The sequence below is a fragment of the Streptomyces spiramenti genome, assembly GCF_012034385.1.
Classification (GTDB): Bacteria; Actinomycetota; Actinomycetes; order Streptomycetales; family Streptomycetaceae; genus Streptomyces; species Streptomyces spiramenti.
Map to the genome: position 1 here is coordinate 1 of NZ_JAAVJB010000106.1, position 17,139 is coordinate 17,139.

Annotated in this window: 11 protein-coding genes and 2 pseudogenes; 7 read left to right on the plus strand and 6 right to left on the minus strand. The window is 72.6% G+C overall.

Annotated elements, in window-relative coordinates; genetic code table 11:
• The 3 genes and pseudogenes from HCJ92_RS13980 to HCJ92_RS13990 all read right to left on the minus strand — a co-directional run.
• On the minus strand, nucleotides 1–969 hold a 969-nt coding region (locus HCJ92_RS13980; protein WP_167933903.1), incomplete at its 3' end, for an SRPBCC domain-containing protein.
• Between the two features lie 229 nt (nucleotides 970–1,198).
• Nucleotides 1,199–2,104: pseudogene (locus tag HCJ92_RS13985) on the minus strand (hypothetical protein); the annotation flags it as partial.
• A gap of 130 nt (nucleotides 2,105–2,234) precedes the next feature.
• Nucleotides 2,235–2,873, minus strand: coding sequence for a DUF2617 family protein (locus HCJ92_RS13990; protein ID WP_167933904.1), 639 nt, complete (start codon nucleotides 2,871–2,873; stop codon nucleotides 2,235–2,237).
• A gap of 401 nt (nucleotides 2,874–3,274) precedes the next feature.
• Between HCJ92_RS13990 and HCJ92_RS13995 the strand changes: the two genes are divergently transcribed.
• The 5 genes from HCJ92_RS13995 (at nucleotide 3,275) to HCJ92_RS14015 (ending at nucleotide 10,069) form a co-directional block, all read left to right on the plus strand.
• A complete protein-coding gene (locus HCJ92_RS13995; RefSeq protein WP_167933905.1) occupies nucleotides 3,275–5,071 on the plus strand; it encodes an ABC transporter substrate-binding protein in 1,797 nt (598 codons plus the stop codon).
• Between the two features lie 176 nt (nucleotides 5,072–5,247).
• Nucleotides 5,248–6,768: an ABC transporter permease gene (locus HCJ92_RS14000; protein ID WP_167933906.1), complete on the plus strand. Its 1,521-nt coding sequence runs from the start codon at nucleotides 5,248–5,250 to the stop codon at nucleotides 6,766–6,768.
• A gap of 12 nt (nucleotides 6,769–6,780) precedes the next feature.
• On the plus strand, nucleotides 6,781–7,785 hold the full coding sequence (locus HCJ92_RS14005) for an ABC transporter permease (protein WP_209311113.1): 1,005 nt from the start codon (nucleotides 6,781–6,783) through the stop codon (nucleotides 7,783–7,785).
• Nucleotides 7,785–8,972 (plus strand): ABC transporter ATP-binding protein, encoded by a 1,188-nt coding sequence (locus HCJ92_RS14010; RefSeq protein ID WP_167933907.1) that lies wholly within the window; start codon nucleotides 7,785–7,787, stop codon nucleotides 8,970–8,972. Before HCJ92_RS14005 ends, HCJ92_RS14010 begins: the two co-directional genes overlap by 1 nt.
• Nucleotides 8,969–10,069, plus strand: a complete 1,101-nt coding sequence (locus tag HCJ92_RS14015) for an ABC transporter ATP-binding protein (RefSeq protein WP_167933908.1) — start codon at nucleotides 8,969–8,971, stop codon at nucleotides 10,067–10,069. Before HCJ92_RS14010 ends, HCJ92_RS14015 begins: the two co-directional genes overlap by 4 nt.
• A 393-nt stretch (nucleotides 10,070–10,462) precedes the next feature.
• Here HCJ92_RS14015 and HCJ92_RS14020 read toward each other — a convergent pair.
• Both HCJ92_RS14020 and clpB read right to left on the minus strand, forming a co-directional pair.
• Nucleotides 10,463–10,987: pseudogene (locus tag HCJ92_RS14020) on the minus strand (YbjN domain-containing protein); the annotation flags it as partial.
• 306 nt (nucleotides 10,988–11,293) lie between these two features.
• The gene (gene clpB / locus HCJ92_RS14025; protein ID WP_167933910.1) at nucleotides 11,294–13,882 is read right to left on the minus strand and encodes an ATP-dependent chaperone ClpB; all 2,589 of its coding nucleotides are present in this window, start codon (nucleotides 13,880–13,882) and stop codon (nucleotides 11,294–11,296) included.
• A gap of 197 nt (nucleotides 13,883–14,079) precedes the next feature.
• On the opposite strand from clpB, the gene HCJ92_RS14030 reads away from it, so the two are divergent.
• Nucleotides 14,080–14,517 (plus strand): pyridoxamine 5'-phosphate oxidase family protein, encoded by a 438-nt coding sequence (locus tag HCJ92_RS14030; RefSeq protein ID WP_167933911.1) that lies wholly within the window; start codon nucleotides 14,080–14,082, stop codon nucleotides 14,515–14,517.
• Between the two features lie 88 nt (nucleotides 14,518–14,605).
• Here HCJ92_RS14030 and HCJ92_RS14035 read toward each other — a convergent pair whose 3' ends face one another.
• A complete protein-coding gene (locus HCJ92_RS14035; RefSeq protein WP_167933912.1) occupies nucleotides 14,606–15,988 on the minus strand; it encodes a Kelch repeat-containing protein in 1,383 nt (460 codons plus the stop codon).
• A gap of 193 nt (nucleotides 15,989–16,181) precedes the next feature.
• Between HCJ92_RS14035 and HCJ92_RS14040 the strand changes: the two genes are divergently transcribed.
• The gene (locus HCJ92_RS14040; protein ID WP_167933913.1) at nucleotides 16,182–16,766 is read left to right on the plus strand and encodes a hypothetical protein; all 585 of its coding nucleotides are present in this window, start codon (nucleotides 16,182–16,184) and stop codon (nucleotides 16,764–16,766) included.
• Nucleotides 16,767–17,139 lie beyond the last annotated feature (373 nt).

Consider the following 17,139-nt stretch of genomic DNA (forward strand, 5'->3'; position numbering starts at 1 on the left):
CCCGGCCTCCCCATCGCCGTGGCCGTCGCCGAGGCCGTCGAGGTGTGGGTCGCGACCGCTGAACTCGCTCTCCGTGCGCGGCTTCTGACCGGTGTCGGCGTCGCCGGCCTCCCCGTGCTGCTCCCGCGACCCGCCGCCCTGTCCGTCCTGTCCGTCCTGTCCGTCCTGTCCGTCCTGTCCGCCCTCCACCGATTCGTCATCGGTCTCGGCGGCGGCAGCGGCAGCGGTGTCGGCGGACGCGTCATCGGCGGCGGCTCCGTCTCCCCCGGTCGGCTCCGCCTGCGGGCGCTCGTCGGTCGCCGTGCTCCCGGCGTCGGGGGACGCCGCTGCGGGCTCGTCGCCGGGCGCGGACTCGCCGCCGGACGCCTCCGCGCCCGTGTCGCCGCGTGGCGTCGCGTCGGTCGCGTCGGCCGGTGCCGCGTCGGTCGTGCCGGCGGCTCGGGGCGGGTCGGCGTCGCCCTTGCCCGGCCCGGGGATTCCCGGAATCGCGGGCTGGTCGTCGTCGTCGCGCGGCGCTGCTGCGGGCGGCTCCGCCGCGTCGATCTCACCGACGAGTGCCTCGGTGAAACGATCCAGCAGCCTCCTGGCGGCCGTCTCCCGCTGGGCGGCCTCGACCTCCGCCAGTCGGCCGGTCGCCTCGGTGCTGCCGGTGTAGGACAGCGTCGTTCCGGAGCCGTCCTCGACGGGGCGCGGCACGACGGTCAGCCGCACCCGCACGGCGCCGTTGCCGCGCGCCTCGGACGCCACGGCGTCGACGTCGACGCCCTCGCCGCGTCCGGTGAGCGTCACGGTGCCGCGGTAGGTGATGGTGGAGCCGCCGATGCGGAGGCGCAGTCGGCCCGCGAGCGCGTCGGGGTCGTCCCCCGGCTCCACCTGGAAGCCCGGAACGCAGCGGGCGACGCGTTCCTGTTCTGCGAGCGCGGCCCGCACCACGGTGGCTGAGAACGGTACGAAGATCTCGTGCTCCATGGGGCGGAGCCTACCCACTGGGAGGGCGCCCACGTGGGGGCGCGCGCCGCATTGGGCGAACCCGGCCCGTCGCGGCCCCCGTTCCCCACCGCCCCGCGCGGTGTCGGCGGGCGGGCGTCGGACCTCCGGGTCATTCCTCCCCGGCGGCGCCCGGGGCGGCGCGGTCACCCCCGCCGTCCCCGACCGGGCCGGCGTCCGCGGTCTGCTCCGACTGCCCGGCCGCACGTTCCACGCTCCGGGTGACCGCCTCGTCGAGCGAGGCGCCGAGGGTCACCGCGGCGGCCAGCGCGACGACGACGGCGGCACTGACCGACACCAGCAGGGCCCGACCGCGGCGGGTCAGGTCGCGGTGGAAGAGCCAGAGCACCACGGCCCCGCCCGCGACGGCGTTGACCACGCCGGTGAGCAGGGCGGCGTTGAGGCGCCCGAGGTGCGGCAGCAGCAGGAACGGGAAGGCCAGGCCGCCCAGCAGCGCCCCGACGTAGTCGGCCGCCGAGAGATCGGCGACGGCGCCCCCGGCGTCCTGCCGCCGGATCCGCTGGATGAGCGTCATCAGCAGTGGCATCTCCATGCCGATGAGGAAACCGATGACGAGTGCAAATGCGAACAGCACAGGGCGGATCTCACCGATCCAGAGCTGCACGGCGAACAGCACCAGGGTCGAGGTGCCGCCGACCAGCGCCAGGACCGCCTCCAGCAGGCCGAAGCCGAGGGAGGCGCGGGTGCGGAGCCGCTTGGCGGCGAGGGAGCCGATGCCCATGGCGAAGACCATGAACGACAGCACCACGGAGGTCTGGGTGACGGTGTCCCCCACCAGGTGGTCCGCGACGGCGATCAGGGTCAGCTCGTAGACCAGACCGCAGGCGGCGCAGACGAAGACGGCCAGCAGGACGAGGAACCGGCCCGTGCCGTCGGCGACCGGCAGCCTGCCGGAGAGCGGCGGTTCGGTGGGACCGCCTGCCGACTCCGCCGCGGCTTCGTCCGGTACCGCCGACGGCCCCGGAGCCCCGGCCGCCGCCTCGGCCGTCGTGGCCGGGGGATCGACCGCCCCACCGGCCGCGGACCGCCCGGCGTCCGCGGCGGGAGGCGGACCGCCGGCGGCGCCGCCGGGGGCGGCCTCGGTGGAGTCGATCATGTCTCGCACGCTACGGGACGTTTCGTGACGGCAACGTCACCCGCAGGGGTGGAAGTTGGGGCCGCATCGCACGCACGCCCGGCGGCGTTCGAACCCGGACGCAGCGGGCGGGGGCCGCACTGCCGGAGGTTCAGTAGGGGGACGGTGAGCCGCCCCCGACCCCGCCCGCGTGGGCACCGGCGTGCTCGGCGCGACGGCCGCCGTGGTCGACCGGGTCGCCCTCGGCGGCGCGGTCGGCCGGACCGGTGTCGGGCTCGTCGTCGCGGCGTCGGACGGCGACCCGGGTGCGGGTGGCGACGAGTCGGCACTCCTGCGGGTAGGAGTGCCAGGTGCGCCAGTGGACCTGGCCGTCGTGGCGGTGGGCGAGCAGCGCCGTGAACGCGTCCGGGGCGCCGGGGAAGGTCGCGGCGAGGCCGTGGGGGTGGTCGGCCACCAGGGCGAGGAGCTCCTGCGCCCGCCCGCCGAAGGAGCCCGGACTGAGGGTCTCGACCCGGGCGGCGAACTCGTAGTCGATCTCGCCGATGCGCTTGGAGACGCCCATCGGCAGCGGGGTGCGGCTGCCCGGCAGGCAGGCCACCGTCTCCGAGCAGGTGGCGTCCCCGGAGCGGAGCAGCACCTGGTGCGAGGCGCCGAGGACGCGGAGCTGCACGTGGTCGCCGTCGAGTTCGAGGTCGAGGGTCGCGAGGGACGGCTGCGGCCCTCGGCCGAGCTCCCAGGCGAGGTCGGCGGCCCTGGTGTCGGAGTAGGTGGTGTCGATCGTGGTGAGCATGGCTGCTCCCGCATGCACGCAGTGAGGGGTGGGCTGCTCGGGCCTGCCGGACCCGCACGACCACCGAACCACGAAATGCCGTACGTCCACAGCGTTTTCCCGCAACTCGACGGGGTTTCCATCCCCCCGGGGTCAAGGGGGTTCAGATGTTCACCCCGCAACGACCCTTTGGTTACCCGCCGGTTGCCCGTATTGCGAACAGCTACGCACGTAGACCGCTACACCGCAACTACCTTATGTCCACTTGAGTGCGATTTGCCGCTGCCTTTTGGTCACAGGTCAGCGTGGCTTGCATCTCGTCTGCACAACGGTCGTCGCCCCGCCCTTGTGAGTCGGACCACTAGTGAGGAAGCTCTCGGGAACTTCACACCCGAAGTGACCTCATCGTGGAAGGCCCGGAGATGACCCGTTTCGGCAGGACGTCGAAGCTGGTTGCGGCAGCAATGGGTGGGGCTCTCGTCCTCACCGCTTGCGGCAGCGACGGCAGCGACAACGGCAGCAGTGACGACACGCAGAACGACGGCGGTGGCGGCGGGACCATCACTCTGGGCTACGAGCAGGAATGGACGACGTGGAACTCCACCACGTCCGACGGCAACCTCGCCGCGAACTCCGTCGCCACCTACCAGGTCACCACCGGTTTCTGGTTCTTCGGTGAGGGCGGGGCGATCACCCCGAACGAGGAGTTCGGCAGCTACGAGGTCGTCAACGAGGACCCGCTGACGGTCACCTACACCTTCCACCCGGACGCGGCCTGGTCGGACGGCACGCCGATCGACTGCGACGACGCGCTGATGTGGTGGAGCCAGCAGGGCGGGTTCCTCGACTTCTCCGCTCCCGGCACCGCCGGCATCGAGGACACCAAGATGCCGGAGTGCGAGTCGGGCGACAAGGAGTTCACGCTCGAGTACCTCACCCCGTACGCCGACTGGGAGGGTGCCGGTCCGGGCCAGGGCAACACCACGATCATGCCCGCCCACGTCGTCGCCGAGCAGGGCGGCCTGGAGAGCGCGGACGAGCTCATCGACATCATCAAGGGTGTCGACTGGGACTACTCCACCCCGCACAGCGAGCGTGAGCACGGCGGCATCGAGGAAGCCGAGACCGCCCTGGCCGACGCCGTCGAGTTCTTCAAGACCGGCTGGATCATCGACGGCGGCCTGCCCGACGAGGCGCTGATCCCCTCCTCCGGCCCGTTCACCATCGGCTCCTACTCCCCCGGCGAGCAGCTGACCCTGGTCCCCAACGAGGAGTACTGGGGCGAGCCCGCCGCGGCCGACGAGGTCATCTTCCGCTACATCGCGCAGGACGCGCAGGCGCAGGCGCTGCAGAACGGCGAGATCGACATCATGTCGCCGCAGCCCTCCTCCGACCTGCGGGACCAGCTGGAGGCGCTGAGCGGCGTCGAGGTCGAGGTCTTCGACCAGTACCTCTACGAGCACAACACCTTCAACTTCGAGTCCGGCGTCTTCGCCGAGAGCCTCCCGCTGCGTGAGGCCTGGATGAAGTGCCTGCCGCGCGAGACCCTGGTGCAGAACCTGATCCGCCCGATCGACGAGGAGGCGGAGGTCCGCAACACCCTCGTCGCCCACCCGCTGGACCCGTTCTACGACGACGTCGTCAGCAACTCCATGCCGGACGAGTTCGCCGAGCAGGACATCGACGGCGCCCGCGAGATCCTTGAGGACGAGGACGCGGTCGGCACCACCGTCCGCCTGCGGACGCTGGACAACCCCCGCCGCAACGCGCAGGGCCAGCTGATCCAGGACGCCTGCAGCGAGGCCGGCTTCGACGTCGACTTCGAGGCCCACGGCGACTTCTTCGCCCAGGACGGCGCGCTCTACACCAACCGCTACGACGTGGCGATGGCCGCCTGGTCCGGCTCCGCGCTCATCTCCGGCTGGAACTCCACCTACTCCACCCCGGACGAGTGCTCCGCCAGCGGCAAGGGCAACAACAACGGCTGCTACTCCAACCCCGACCTGGACGCCCTCCTCGACGAGATCCTGGTGACCGTCGACGAGGACGAGAAGACCCGCGTCATCAGTGAGATCTCCACGATCCTGTGGGAGGACGGCGTCTCGGTGCCGCTCTTCAACCACCCCGGCATGGCCGCCTGGGCGGACGACGTGCAGAACGTCGTTCCCAACCCGGCGCAGTCGGACATCGTGTGGAACATGCAGAAGTGGACCCGCTGACCTCCTGAAGTCAGCCGAGCGTCGGGGCGGCGGACACGCGCCGCCGCCCCTTCGCCGGACAACACGCACAGCGCGGGGCCGGGGGGCCTCAGAGCCCCCCGGCCCCGTCCGCGTACCACTGTCACCATCTCCCACAGATCTCACTGATCTCACGGAACCCTTCAGGAGTCTGCGCCATGCTCGTCTTCATCGCGCGGCGGCTCTTCGTCTCGCTATGGGTGTTCCTGGCCGCGACCGCGGTCATGTTCATGCTGGCCGCCAACGCCAACGATCCGCTGGAGGAGGCACGTCAGCTACCCGACAACGAGCGGGAAGCGGCGATGGCCACCATCACCGAGCGGATGAACCTCGACAAGCCGGTCCTCATCCGCTACCTCCTCTGGCTCGGCAGCGCGCTCACGGGTGACCTCGGGGTCAACCGCCAGGGCCAGGACGTCAACGCGATGCTCGGCACCGCGTTCCCCGCCACCCTCCAGCTCCTCGCCGCGGCGACGGTGCTGGCCATCGTCTTCGGCATCGCCATCGGCGTCATCTCCGCCCTGCGGCAGTACAGCGCCTTCGACCAGTCGGTCACCTTTGTCGCGTTCGTCTGCTTCTCACTGCCGCTGTTCTGGGTCGGCACCCTCCTGAAGCAGTACATCGCCGTCGACATCAACGACTGGCTGCAGGACCCCACACTCTCGCTGGTGATGGTGGTCGCGCTCTCGCTGCTGACGGGTGCCGTGTGCAGCGGGGTGCTGGTCGTCGACCGCCGCACCCGCTGGACGGTCTTCGGCTCGACGGCGGGCGCCATGGCGCTCCTGCTGCTGGTGCTCTCCGCGACCGGCTGGTTCGCCGACCCGGGGCTCGGCCCCGTCGTGGTCGCGCTCACCGCCTTCGCCGGCGCCGTCGCCATCACCACGCTGGTCTCCGGCCTCGACTTCACGAGCCCGCCGATGCGGGCCGCGCTGGCCTCGGCCGCCGTCGGTGTGGTCTGCTACTTCGCCTTCGGGCCGGTCCTGAACGACCCCAACCTGCTGACGCTCCTGTTGCTGGCGCTGCTCACCGCCGCCGTCTGCGCCGGGATCGGCTGGTTCTTCGGCGGGGAGCTGTTCCGCCGCCAGGCCATCCCGGCCGCGGTCCTCACCGGCCTCTTCACCGCCGCGGTGATCTTCGTGGACCGCGTGCTGCAGGCGTTCGCCGGGTACGCCGCCCACGGCCGCATCCGCGGCCGGGTGATCTCCACCATCGGCCCGTCCACCCCGAACTTCGAGGGAACGTTCTGGCAGCACAGCCTGGACTCCGCGGGGCACCTGCTGCTGCCGACGCTGGCCCTGGTGCTGGTCTCGCTGGCCTCGTACACCCGGTACACGCGCGCCAGCATGCTGGAGGTCATGAACCAGGACTACGTGCGGACCGCCCGCGCGAAGGGCCTGACGGAGCGTGCGGTCATCACCCGCCACGCGTTGCGCAACGGCATGATCCCCATCACCACGCTGACCGCCTACGACATCGGCACCCTCATCGGTGGCGCGGTCATCACCGAACGGGTCTTCGGCTGGAAGGCGATGGGAACGCTGCTGCAAGACGGCATCGAACAGGGCGACCCCATGCCGATCATGGCGTTCTTCCTGGTGGCGGGCGGAGCGATCGTCGTCTTCAACATGATCGCCGACATCGCCTACGCCTTCCTCGACCCGCGTATCCGGCTGTCCTGACAGGAGTTCGAAATGATGCGCAAGAAATCCGCGCAGCCGGCCGGGACGCCGCCCACCCCCGGTTCGGCCGACGACGCCGCCCAGGGCATGAACGTCGCCTCACGCACCCAGTTCCAGCTGGTGCGGGCGCGGTTCTTCCGACACCGCGGCGCGCTGGTCGGCATGGCCCTCTTCGGGTTCATCCTCGCCCTCGCCGCCACCTCCATCGGCTGGGGACCGATCCCCGGCTGGTGGGACAAGAGCCCCACCGCGACCGGTGTGGTCCTGGAGGGCGGCCGGCCGACGCTGGGCGTGTGGCCCTCCTTCCTCGGTGGCGGCGGCATCTCCTGGGGCGAACACCCCTTCGGGCAGGACGACATCGGCCGTGACTACTTCGCCGTGGTGATGCGCGGCACGCAGGTCTCGCTGACCGTCGCCTTCCTCGTCGGCACGGTCGCCACCGTCATCGGCACCGTCATCGGCGCCTGCGCGGGGTACTTCCGCGGCTGGGCCGAGGCCGTCCTGATGCGGATCACCGACGTCATGATCACCATCCCGACGCTGGTGATCGCCGCCGTGGTCGCCGCGATGGCGGGCCGGCAGGGCATCGTGGTGCTCGGCATCATGCTCGGCCTGGTCACCTGGACGCAGACCGCGCGGCTCGTCCGCGGCGAGGTGCTGTCGCTGCGGGAGAAGGAGTTCGTCGAGGCGGCCCGGTCGGTGGGCACCTCGGCCAAGCGGATCATCTTCCGCCACCTGGTGCCCAACGTGGTCGGCATCATCATCGTCTCGGTGACGCTGGCGATCGCCGCGGCGGTGCTGCTGGAGACCGGCCTGTCCTTCCTGGGGATCGGCGTGCAGCCGCCGGACACCTCGCTCGGCCGCCTCATCACCGACTACCAGACCGCCATGATGACGCGCGCGTGGCTCTTCTACTGGCCCGGCGTCTTCATCATCGGCATCGCGCTGTCGGTCAACTTCATCGGTGACGGCCTGCGCGACGCCTTCGACCCCCGACAGAACCGGGTGCGTGACTGATGACCATCAACCCTCCCCTCGACACCTCGGGGACGCTGAACACGGCCTCGGCCGCGGTCGACGCCGTCAGCGAGGCGGCCGAGGAGGTCCACACCGCCTACTCCCTCTCCGACGCCAAGCCCCCGCTCGACGAAGAGATCCTCAAGGTCGAGAACCTCACGGTCGAGTTCCCCACCGACGACGGCGTCGTCCGGGCGGTCCGCGGCGTCAGCTACACGCTGCACGCGCGGGAGGTCCTCGGCATCGTCGGCGAGTCCGGCTCCGGCAAGTCGGTCTCCTCCATGGCCGTCATGGGGCTGCTCCCCAAGAGCGCCCGCGTCCGGGGCAGTGTCACCTACCGCGGTGAGGACCTGCTGACGATGCGGCCGGGCCAGCAGCGGGCGCTGCGGGGCGAGAAGATCGCGATGATCTTCCAGGACCCGATGACCTCGCTCAACCCGGTCCACGCCATCGGCGACCAGCTCGCCGAGGCGGTCCTCGCGCACCACCTGGTGCCGCGCCGCGAGGCGCTGGCCCGGGCCAAGGAGATGCTGGACCTCGTCGGCATCCCGCAGGCCGACAAGCGGCTGCGGGCCTACCCGCACGAGTTCTCCGGCGGCATGCGCCAGCGGGTGATGATCGCCATGGCGATCATCAACAACCCCGACGTGATCATCGCCGACGAGCCGACGACCGCGCTCGACGTCACGGTCCAGGCGCAGATCCTGGAGAAGCTGCTGGAGGTCAAGGACGCGGTGAACGCCGCGATCCTCATGATCACCCACGACCTCGGGGTGATCGCCGGCATGGCGCACAAGACCCTGGTGATGTACGCCGGCAAGCCCGTGGAGGTCGGCCACACCGACCAGGTCTTCTACGAGCCGCGCATGCCGTACACCGCCGGTCTGCTGGGGTCGATCCCCTCGCTGGAGGGCGACACCGAGGGCCGGCTGCGTCCGATCAACGGCACCCCGCCCTCGCTGATCAGCCTGCCCCGTGGCTGCCCGTTCTCGCCGCGCTGCCCGCTGGCCACGGACGTCTGCCGGGAGAGCGAGCCGGCTCTCGACGACCTCGGCGAGGGACACTGGGCGGCCTGCCACCACAGCGACAAGCTCGCCGAGGCGGAGGACCCCACCGCGTTCTTCCACCCCGACGCCCAGACCGTGCCCTCCGACGGCACGGGTACCGAAAGTGAGGAGGGGCGATGACGGCGACCTCCGGCAGGACCGCACCGGACGCACCGGGAGCTCCGGCCGAACCGACCGCGCCCGGCGCCACCGGCACGGCGGCCGAGGCGAAGTCCGCGACCGAGGACGGGCCGCGTCTGCTGGAGGTGCGCGACCTCGTCGTGAACTTCCCCGTCCACGGCTCGGGTCTGCTGCGGCGGGTCACCGGCCAGGTCCAGGCGGTCAGCAAGGTCAGCCTGGGCGTGGACGCCGGGCAGACGCTCGGCGTGGTCGGTGAGTCCGGCTGCGGGAAGTCCACCACCGGGCGGGCCATCCTCCAGCTGATCAAGCCGACCGCCGGCTCCGTCCGCTTCGAGGGCCGGGAGATCACCGGTCTCAAGGGCGGCGAGATGCAGGCGTTCCGCCGGAACGCGGGCATGGTCTTCCAGGACCCGATGGCCTCGCTCAACCCCAAGCTGCCGGTGAACGACATCATCGCCGAGCCGCTGAAGGTGCAGGGCCGCTGGCGGGACGGCGGCCCGGACCGGGTGGCGGAGCTGCTGCGGCTGGTCGGGCTGAGCCCGGAGCACGGCAACCGCTACCCGCACGAGTTCTCCGGTGGGCAGCGGCAGCGCATCGGCATCGCCCGCGCGCTGGCGCTGGCCCCGAAGCTGCTGGTGATGGACGAGCCGGTCTCCGCGCTGGACGTCTCGGTCCAGGCCGGTGTCGTCAACCTCCTGGAGGACCTCCAGGACCAGCTGGGCCTGGCGTACGTGTTCATCGCGCACGACCTGTCGGTGGTCCGCCACATCTCGGACCAGGTCGCGGTGATGTACCTGGGCAAGGTCGTCGAGACCGGCCCGCGCGACCAGGTGTACCGGGCGCCGTCCCACCCGTACACGCAGGCGCTGATCTCCGCGGCTCCGCTGGCGGACCCGCGGCGGGAGCGGATGCGCCGCCGGACCGTCCTCACCGGCGACGTCCCCAGCCCGATCGACCCGCCCAGCGGCTGCCGGTTCCGGACCCGCTGCTGGAAGGCGCAGGACATCTGCGCCACGGAGGAGCCGGTGCTCAAGGACCGCGGTACCGGCCACCCGGTCGCGTGCCACTTCGCGGAGGCCGACACCAAGGTGGTCTGACCGGCCGCGCGGCGGTCGGCGGTCTCGCGTCGGCCGGGCCCGGAGCGGGCGGAGTGGCCGGAGTTCGGCAGGAGCCCCGGGCGTCGCGCGCCCGGGGCTCCTGCCGTGCGGCGCCGACGCCCGAGGGGCGCGGCGGGAGGTGTTCCTCCCACCGCGCCCCTCGGGTGCGCGTGGACCGCGTGCGGTGCTCGCCGCCCTGCCGTGTCGCCCTCGTGCGCGGGGCGCTTCGGCGGCCCTGGGCCGCCCGGTGCGCCCGGTGGGTCAGCCGTCGCGGCGGGGGGTGTCGCCCTCTTCGCCGGAGACGTCGCCGGTGTCGGTGGCGGTGTCGTCCTTGGCCGCGGTCGGGCCGACCTCGGTGTCGGAGACGTCGGCACCGTTGGTGACCTCGCCCGCGCCGCCACCCTCGGCCTCGTCGGCGTCCTGGGCGAGGCCCAGCTCCTGGACGAGCCACTTGTCGAACTCGATGGAGGCGCGGATCCAGCTGACGGTGGAGGACACGTAGTGGTCCAGCGCCACGCCGGTGCCGATCAGCATCTGGATCTCACCGATGAGGCGGACGGTGCCGTCGTCGTGGGTGTGGGTGTAGACCTTCGGCCACAGGGTGCGGCGGTTCCACTCGTTGATGACCTCCAGGAGACGCGGCTTCTCCTCGATGTCGTGCTTGCGGTCGTAGAAGGTCCGCACCGAGAAGATCCGCTGGGCCTTCTCGCCGCGGAACATGAAGTAGGTGCGGAAGTTCTCCCAGGGGGCGACGAGGTCGCCTTCCTTGTCGACCACATACTTCAGCTTCATCTGGTCCAGCAGCTGCTTGACCAGATCGGCGTCGGGCTTGATCGGCCCCAGTGGCTTCTTCGCAGCGGGCTGCTGCGGCTGCTGCTGCCCTCCGAAGCTGGGGATCGAGGACGGGTCGACAGACACGAGAGGGGTCCCTTCGTCGAGGCTTCGGACTCCCTCCATCCTCTCTCATGGGGCCCCCGACCTGACAACCCGCGCAGTGGTCCCGGCGCACCCCGCCGAAACGTGACGCGCCCCGCACGCCCCCGCACCGTGGGCCACCGCCTCTCCGTCTCGCCGCCCCGGTGTCACGGCGGTTCGACGTGCGGCGCGGGGGCGGGGCGGCGGGAGCAGTGGGGCGCGGGGCCGGTGGGGCACCGCCGCACCCGGACGTGGGAGGGGCCCGGCCCGCGCCGGCTGGTGCGGACCGGGCCCCTCGCCCATGCCGGGTCAGGCGGTGCGTTCCACACGCAGCCCCTCGGAGAGCCCGACGTCCACAGCGACGGTGTCCCCGTCGCGGATGTCGCCGGACAGGATCTCGCGGGCCAGCCGGTCACCGATCGCCGTCTGCACCAGCCGGCGCAGCGGGCGGGCGCCGTAGGCGGGGTCGTTGCCCTCGACCGCGAGCCACTGGAGCGCCTCGGGGGTGACCTCCAGGGTCAGGCGGCGGTCGCGCAGCCGCCGCTGCAACGCGTCGATCTGGAGCTGGGCGATGCGCGACAGCTCGTCACCCCGCAGCGGCTCGAAGATCACCACGTCGTCGAGCCGGTTGAGGAACTCGGGGCGGAACGCGGACCGCACCGCCGCCATGACCTGCTCGCGCCGGGCGCCGGTGTCGGCGGCCGGGTCCAGCAGGTGCTGGCTGCCCAGGTTGGAGGTGAGGATCAGGATGGTGTTGCGGAAGTCGACGGTCCGGCCCTGGCCGTCGGTGAGGCGGCCGTCGTCGAGGACCTGGAGCAGGATGTCGAAGACCTCGTGGTGGGCCTTCTCCACCTCGTCGAGCAGCACCACCGTGTAGGGGCGGCGCCGGACGGCCTCGGTGAGCTGGCCGCCCTCCTCGTACCCGACGTAGCCGGGAGGGGCTCCGACGAGCCGCGCCACGGAGTGCTTCTCGCTGTACTCGCTCATGTCGATGCGGACCATCGCCCGCTCGTCGTCGAAGAGGAAGTCGGCGAGCGCCTTGGCCAGTTCGGTCTTCCCCACGCCGGTGGGGCCGAGGAAGAGGAAGGAACCGGTGGGACGGTCCGGGTCGGCGACGCCCGCGCGGGAGCGCCGCACCGCGTCGGAGACGGCGCGCACCGCCTCGGCCTGCCCGATGAGGCGGCGTCCCAGCTCCTCCTCCATCCGCAGCAGCTTCTCCGTCTCGCCCTCCATGAGGCGGCCGGCGGGGATGCCGGTCCAGGCGGAGACCACGTCGGCGATGTCGTCCGGGCCGACCTCCTCCTTGACCATGGTGTCGCGGGCGGCTTCCTGCTCGGCCTGCGCCGCCTCCTCCAACTGGCGCTCGACCTCGGGGATCTCGCCGTAGAGCAGCTTGGAGGCGGTACCGAAGTCGCCGTCGCGCTCGGCGCGTTCGGCCTGGCCGCGCAACTCGTCGATGCGCTCCTTGAGTTCACCGACCTGGTTGAGGGACTTCTTCTCCTTCTCCCAGCGGGCGGTCAGCTCCCGCAGCTCCTCCTCGCGGTCGGCGAGGTCGGCGCGCAGCCGCGCCAGCCGCTCCCGGGAGGCGGTGTCCGACTCGTTGGCCAGCGCCAGTTCCTCCATGCGGAGGCGGTCGACGGCGCGCTGGAGCTCGTCGATCTCCACCGGCGAGGAGTCGATCTCCATCCGCAGCCGCGAGGCGGCCTCGTCGACGAGGTCGATGGCCTTGTCCGGCAGGAAGCGGGAGGTGATGTAGCGGTCGGAGAGCGCGGCGGCGGCGACCAGCGCACTGTCGGCGATCTGGACCTTGTGGTGCGCCTCGTAGCGGCCCTTGAGCCCGCGGAGGATCGCGACGGAGTCCTCGACGGTGGGCTCGGCGACGAGGACCTGCTGGAAGCGGCGTTCCAGCGCGGGGTCCTTCTCGATCCGCTCGCGGTACTCGTCGAGCGTGGTGGCGCCGACCATGCGCAGCTCGCCCCGGGCGAGCATCGGCTTGAGCATGTTGCCCGCGTCCATCGCGGAGTCCCCGCCGGCTCCGGCGCCGACGACGGTGTGCAGCTCGTCGATGAAGGTGATGATCTGGCCGTCGCTCTCCTTGATCTCGGCCAGCACGGTCTTCAGCCGCTCCTCGAACTCGCCGCGGTACTTGGCGCCGGCGACCATGGCGCCGAGGTCGAGGGAGACGAGGCGCTTGTTGCGCAGCGATTCCGGGACGTCGCCCTTGACCACGCGCTGCGCCAGCCCTTCGACGACGGCGGTCTTGCCGACGCCGGGCTCCCCGATCAGGACCGGGTTGTTCTTGGTGCGGCGGGAGAGCACCTGCACCACGCGGCGGATCTCGTGGTCGCGGCCGATCACCGGGTCGAGCAGGCCCTCGCGGGCGGCGGCGGTGAGGTCGGTGCCGAACTTCTCCAGCGCCTTGTAGCTGCCTTCGGGGTCCTCGGAGGTCACGCGGCGGCTCCCACGGTTCTGCTGGAACGCCTCGGCCAGCGCTTTGGCGGTGGCACCGTTCTCCCGCATCAGGTCGGCGGTACGGCCGCCCTTCGCGGCGAGGCCCACCAGCAGGTGTTCGGTGGAGACGTGGCTGTCACCCAGCTCGCGCGCCCGCTGGGAGGCGTCGGCGATGACGGCGAGCAGCTCGCGGTTGGGCTGCGGGCGGGCGACGGAGGAGCCCTGGACGCTCGGCAGCGCGCCGAGCAGCCGCTCGGCACCGCCGCGCAGCACCGCCTGGTCGGCGTCGACGGCAGCCAGGAGGTCCTGGATGTTCTCGTTCTCCTCGCCCGACAGCAGGGCGAGGAGCAGGTGGACGGGGGTGATGTCCGGATGGCCGTCCGTGAGCGCCCGCTCGTTGGCGGCGCTGATCGCGTCCCGGCTCCGGTTGGTCAGCTCGGCGTTCACGTGCGGACGCTCCTCCTTGCAGATCTCGACTATGCAAAGTTGAGTCTAGGACACTCAAGGCGCATGTGCCAGGGCCCCTGATCAAGAGTTGTGCGGGTGGTGCCGGTGGTGCCGGAGGCCGGGCTCCTCGCACGGCGGGTGGGGGCAGGAGAGGGAACCCGCACCGCGGTCCGCGCCACCGGGCCTATCCTCGGGCCATGGCCCTCGACCCGCGGAACCCCGACTCCGACTACCTGGCATTCTGGCGTGAACACCACCTGTGCACGCTGAGCCTTCCCCGACCGGACGGCACGCCGCACGTCACACCCGTGGGCGTCACCTACGACCCGGACGCCGGTCTCGCCCGGGTCATCACCAGCAGCTTCCGGACCAAGGTCGCCCACGTCCGCGCCGCCGGCGAGCGGGGCCTGCCCGCGGCCGTCTGCCAGGTGCACCGCGGTCGGTGGGCGACCCTGGAGGGCGTCGCCACCGTCAACGAGGACCCGGCGGCGGTCGAGGACGCGGTCCGCCGGTACGCCGAGCGCTACGGGCGGACGCCGAAGCCCAACCCGGAACGGGTCGTGATCGAGATCGCCCTCACCCGCGCCATGGGGCGCGGCACTCCCCCGAAGCCGCGGGCCGAGTCGGGCAGCTGAGTCGGCGGACCGGCCCGGTCGTCGCGCCGGGCGGGCGGGACGACCGGTCGGGGCGGCGCGCCGGGGCCGAGGCGGTCGGTCGGCGGCCTCAGCCGATGTAGACCCAACCGGCCAGCGTGTCCGGGGTGGTCTCCGGTGCCTCGCACCGCTCGGCGTCCTCCTGACAGACGGTGCGGGGTCCGCCGAAGACGACGAGCGCCTCGCCGCTCCAGCTCACGTAGGGGTCGGTGAGCTTCTCCCCCTCCGCCAGCGGCGGTCCCGGCAGCTCCGACCAGGTGTCGTCGGCGGGGTGGTAGACGCGGCCGGGCGCCAGCGCGGCCTCGCCCGTCCAGCGGAAGTGGTGCCCGATGCCGTGCCGTCCGACCTCGGTGGGCGGCGGTTCCAGTTCCCGCCACTGGTCGGCGGCGATGTCGTAGGCGTGCGGTGCACTGTCGTCGAGGAAGAGCAGCTGCCCGCCCGCGGCGACCACGGTGACGTACCGGTCGTCGCCGGTGATCGGCGGCGGCTCGGTCTGCCGCCACTCGCCGCTGCCGAGCGCCAGCACCCAGGTCTCGGTGCCGTCGGCGACGACGGCGACCACGCGGTCCGGCGCCGGTACCAGCCGCACTTCACCGCCGGGGCCGCCGGCCCCGACACCGGTGTCGGTGTCGGTGTCGGCGCTCTCCGGCGAGTCCTCGTCGTCCGCCGGCGGCTCGCCGTCGGGGGCGTAGGGGCCGGGCGCGAGGTGGCGCAGTGCGCCGTCCTCGGGGTCGACGGCCACGACACCCGGCGCGTCCTCGTCCGTGGTGACGGCGGCCGGGTGGCCGAGGATCAGCTCGCCGCCGGTCATGACCGCCGCGTAGCCCGGCTCGTCGGCGCCGCCCACCGTCAGTCGTTCGCCCGCCAGGTCGATCTCGCGCCAGCTGTCCCCGGCCGGGTCGTAGGCGAGGAGCCCGCCGCCGCGCGGCCGGTCGGTGTCGTCGTCGGCCCGGTTCGTCGCGACCACCGGGCCGAACAGCACCTCCTCGCCGGTCCAGCGGGCGAAGCCGCCGGGCGCAGGCGCCAACCCTGGCGGCGGCTCGGCCATCGCGCGCCATTCCCCGGACGGTGACCACACGGCGCCGTCGGTGAACCCCTCGACGGCCCCCGCGTCGGCGGTGGGCGCGCGACCGCCCCACACCACCAGCCGGTCGCCGGCCCAGACGGTGCCCGTCCCTACGCGGTCCGCCAGCGGTGCCGCCAGGATCGGCTCCCACTCCCCACCCGCGTGAGGGCGGTCCGCCTCGGCGGTGACCGGCCAGTCCAACCACACCACCGCCAGGCCGGCGGCCAGCCAGGACGCGGCGACGACGGCCAGCACCGTGGTCCGCCGGCGGCGCCCCCGGCGGCGTGCCTCTTCGCCCGGTCGCTCGGACGAGGCGCCCGGCCCTTGCCGGTCCGCGTCGTCGAACGCGTCCGCGCCGGTGCTGCCGTGGGTTCCGCTGCCGTTCATACCTCTCCAGACGTCCCGCGCCGGTCCCTGAGTTCCTGCGCCGTCCGTCGTGTCCATGTCGGTCCACTCCGTCGCGCAGCCACCCGCGCCCGCGTCCGGCCGCATCCGGGTGCCCCGGCACGCAGACCGTACCGGTACAGGATCGGGACACGTCCGGGGACCCGGCGTCCGCTGCCGCTGGTATCCATGGTCCATGGCACGCCACAAGGACGGGTTCCCCGCCGATGTCGACCTCGTCGTGCTCGACGACCGCTTCGGGCGGATCACCCTGACCGGCCGGGTGATCGAGGGCTGGGTCGAGGTCCGCGGCGACACCGTTCCGACCGTCAGGCTGGAGCGCGACGCCGGGGCCCGTACCGACCGCGAGGTGCGGATGGGCAGCCGGGACAGCCGCAGGCTGCGGCTGACGGTCGACGGCAGGCGGGCGCGGGTACGGGCGGGCCGGAGCGGTTGGACGCGGCGGGCGCGCCGGACGCGGGTCTTCCTGCCGGACCGGATCGTCCATCTCCACCCCTTCAGCGACACCCGCAGCAGACTCCACCGCAGCCGGCGGGTCCTCGGACCGCTGCGGCTGCCGCGCCGCCCGCTCGGCAAGATCCGCGAGGAGCCGCACCGCCGGCACGAGCCGGCCGGTCGGGTGGCCACCCGCTGGTACCGGACGGCCGGCAGGGTCACCCCGCTCGACGCGGCGGTCGGATACGCCTTGGTGACCGCCTTCGGCGCCGGCTCCGAGACGATCGTCGGCCTCGACCTGTTCGACATCGGTTCCGGGGTCTGACACTGCCCCCACCCGGCCTGGGACGGCTGCGGGTGGGGGGCGGCTACGGGTGGGGCGGCGTTCCTGCCGACGGCCCGCGCGGACCCGCCCCGGCGCCCCGCGCGCCAGCGCAGCCGGCTGGCGCGCGCAGCCCCTCACGCCATCTGGCAACCGCTCCCGAGAGCCCCCTACCAATGGGGGCACCGCGCCGCTCGGCGCGGTGCTCCGGGAGTGGAGGGTGCGGATGCGGCGGGCACGCGGACGGGCGGCGCGCAGAGGCGGGACCACGGAACGCGGGACACCGGCACCACGGACACCGGCACCAGGGACGGCGGCCGGGCTCGCAGCCCCGGCCGCTGGTGAGGGCGAGGGCGGGGGCCGGTCGGACACCGCC

Bases quoted from the DNA above. Each gene is read 5' to 3' on its own strand.
- HCJ92_RS13990 (WP_167933904.1), bottom strand. From the start codon at position 2,873: ATGCTCACCACGATCGACACCACCTACTCCGACACCAGGGCCGCCGAC.
- HCJ92_RS14000 (WP_167933906.1), top strand. From the start codon at position 5,248: ATGCTCGTCTTCATCGCGCGGCGGCTCTTCGTCTCGCTATGGGTGTTC.
- HCJ92_RS14040 (WP_167933913.1), top strand. From the start codon at position 16,182: ATGGCACGCCACAAGGACGGGTTCCCCGCCGATGTCGACCTCGTCGTG.
- HCJ92_RS14030 (WP_167933911.1), top strand. From the start codon at position 14,080: ATGGCCCTCGACCCGCGGAACCCCGACTCCGACTACCTGGCATTCTGG.
- HCJ92_RS13995 (WP_167933905.1), top strand. From the start codon at position 3,275: ATGACCCGTTTCGGCAGGACGTCGAAGCTGGTTGCGGCAGCAATGGGT.
- HCJ92_RS14035 (WP_167933912.1), bottom strand. From the start codon at position 15,988: ATGAACGGCAGCGGAACCCACGGCAGCACCGGCGCGGACGCGTTCGAC.
- HCJ92_RS14005 (WP_209311113.1), top strand. From the start codon at position 6,781: ATGATGCGCAAGAAATCCGCGCAGCCGGCCGGGACGCCGCCCACCCCC.
- HCJ92_RS14015 (WP_167933908.1), top strand. From the start codon at position 8,969: ATGACGGCGACCTCCGGCAGGACCGCACCGGACGCACCGGGAGCTCCG.
- HCJ92_RS14010 (WP_167933907.1), top strand. From the start codon at position 7,785: ATGACCATCAACCCTCCCCTCGACACCTCGGGGACGCTGAACACGGCC.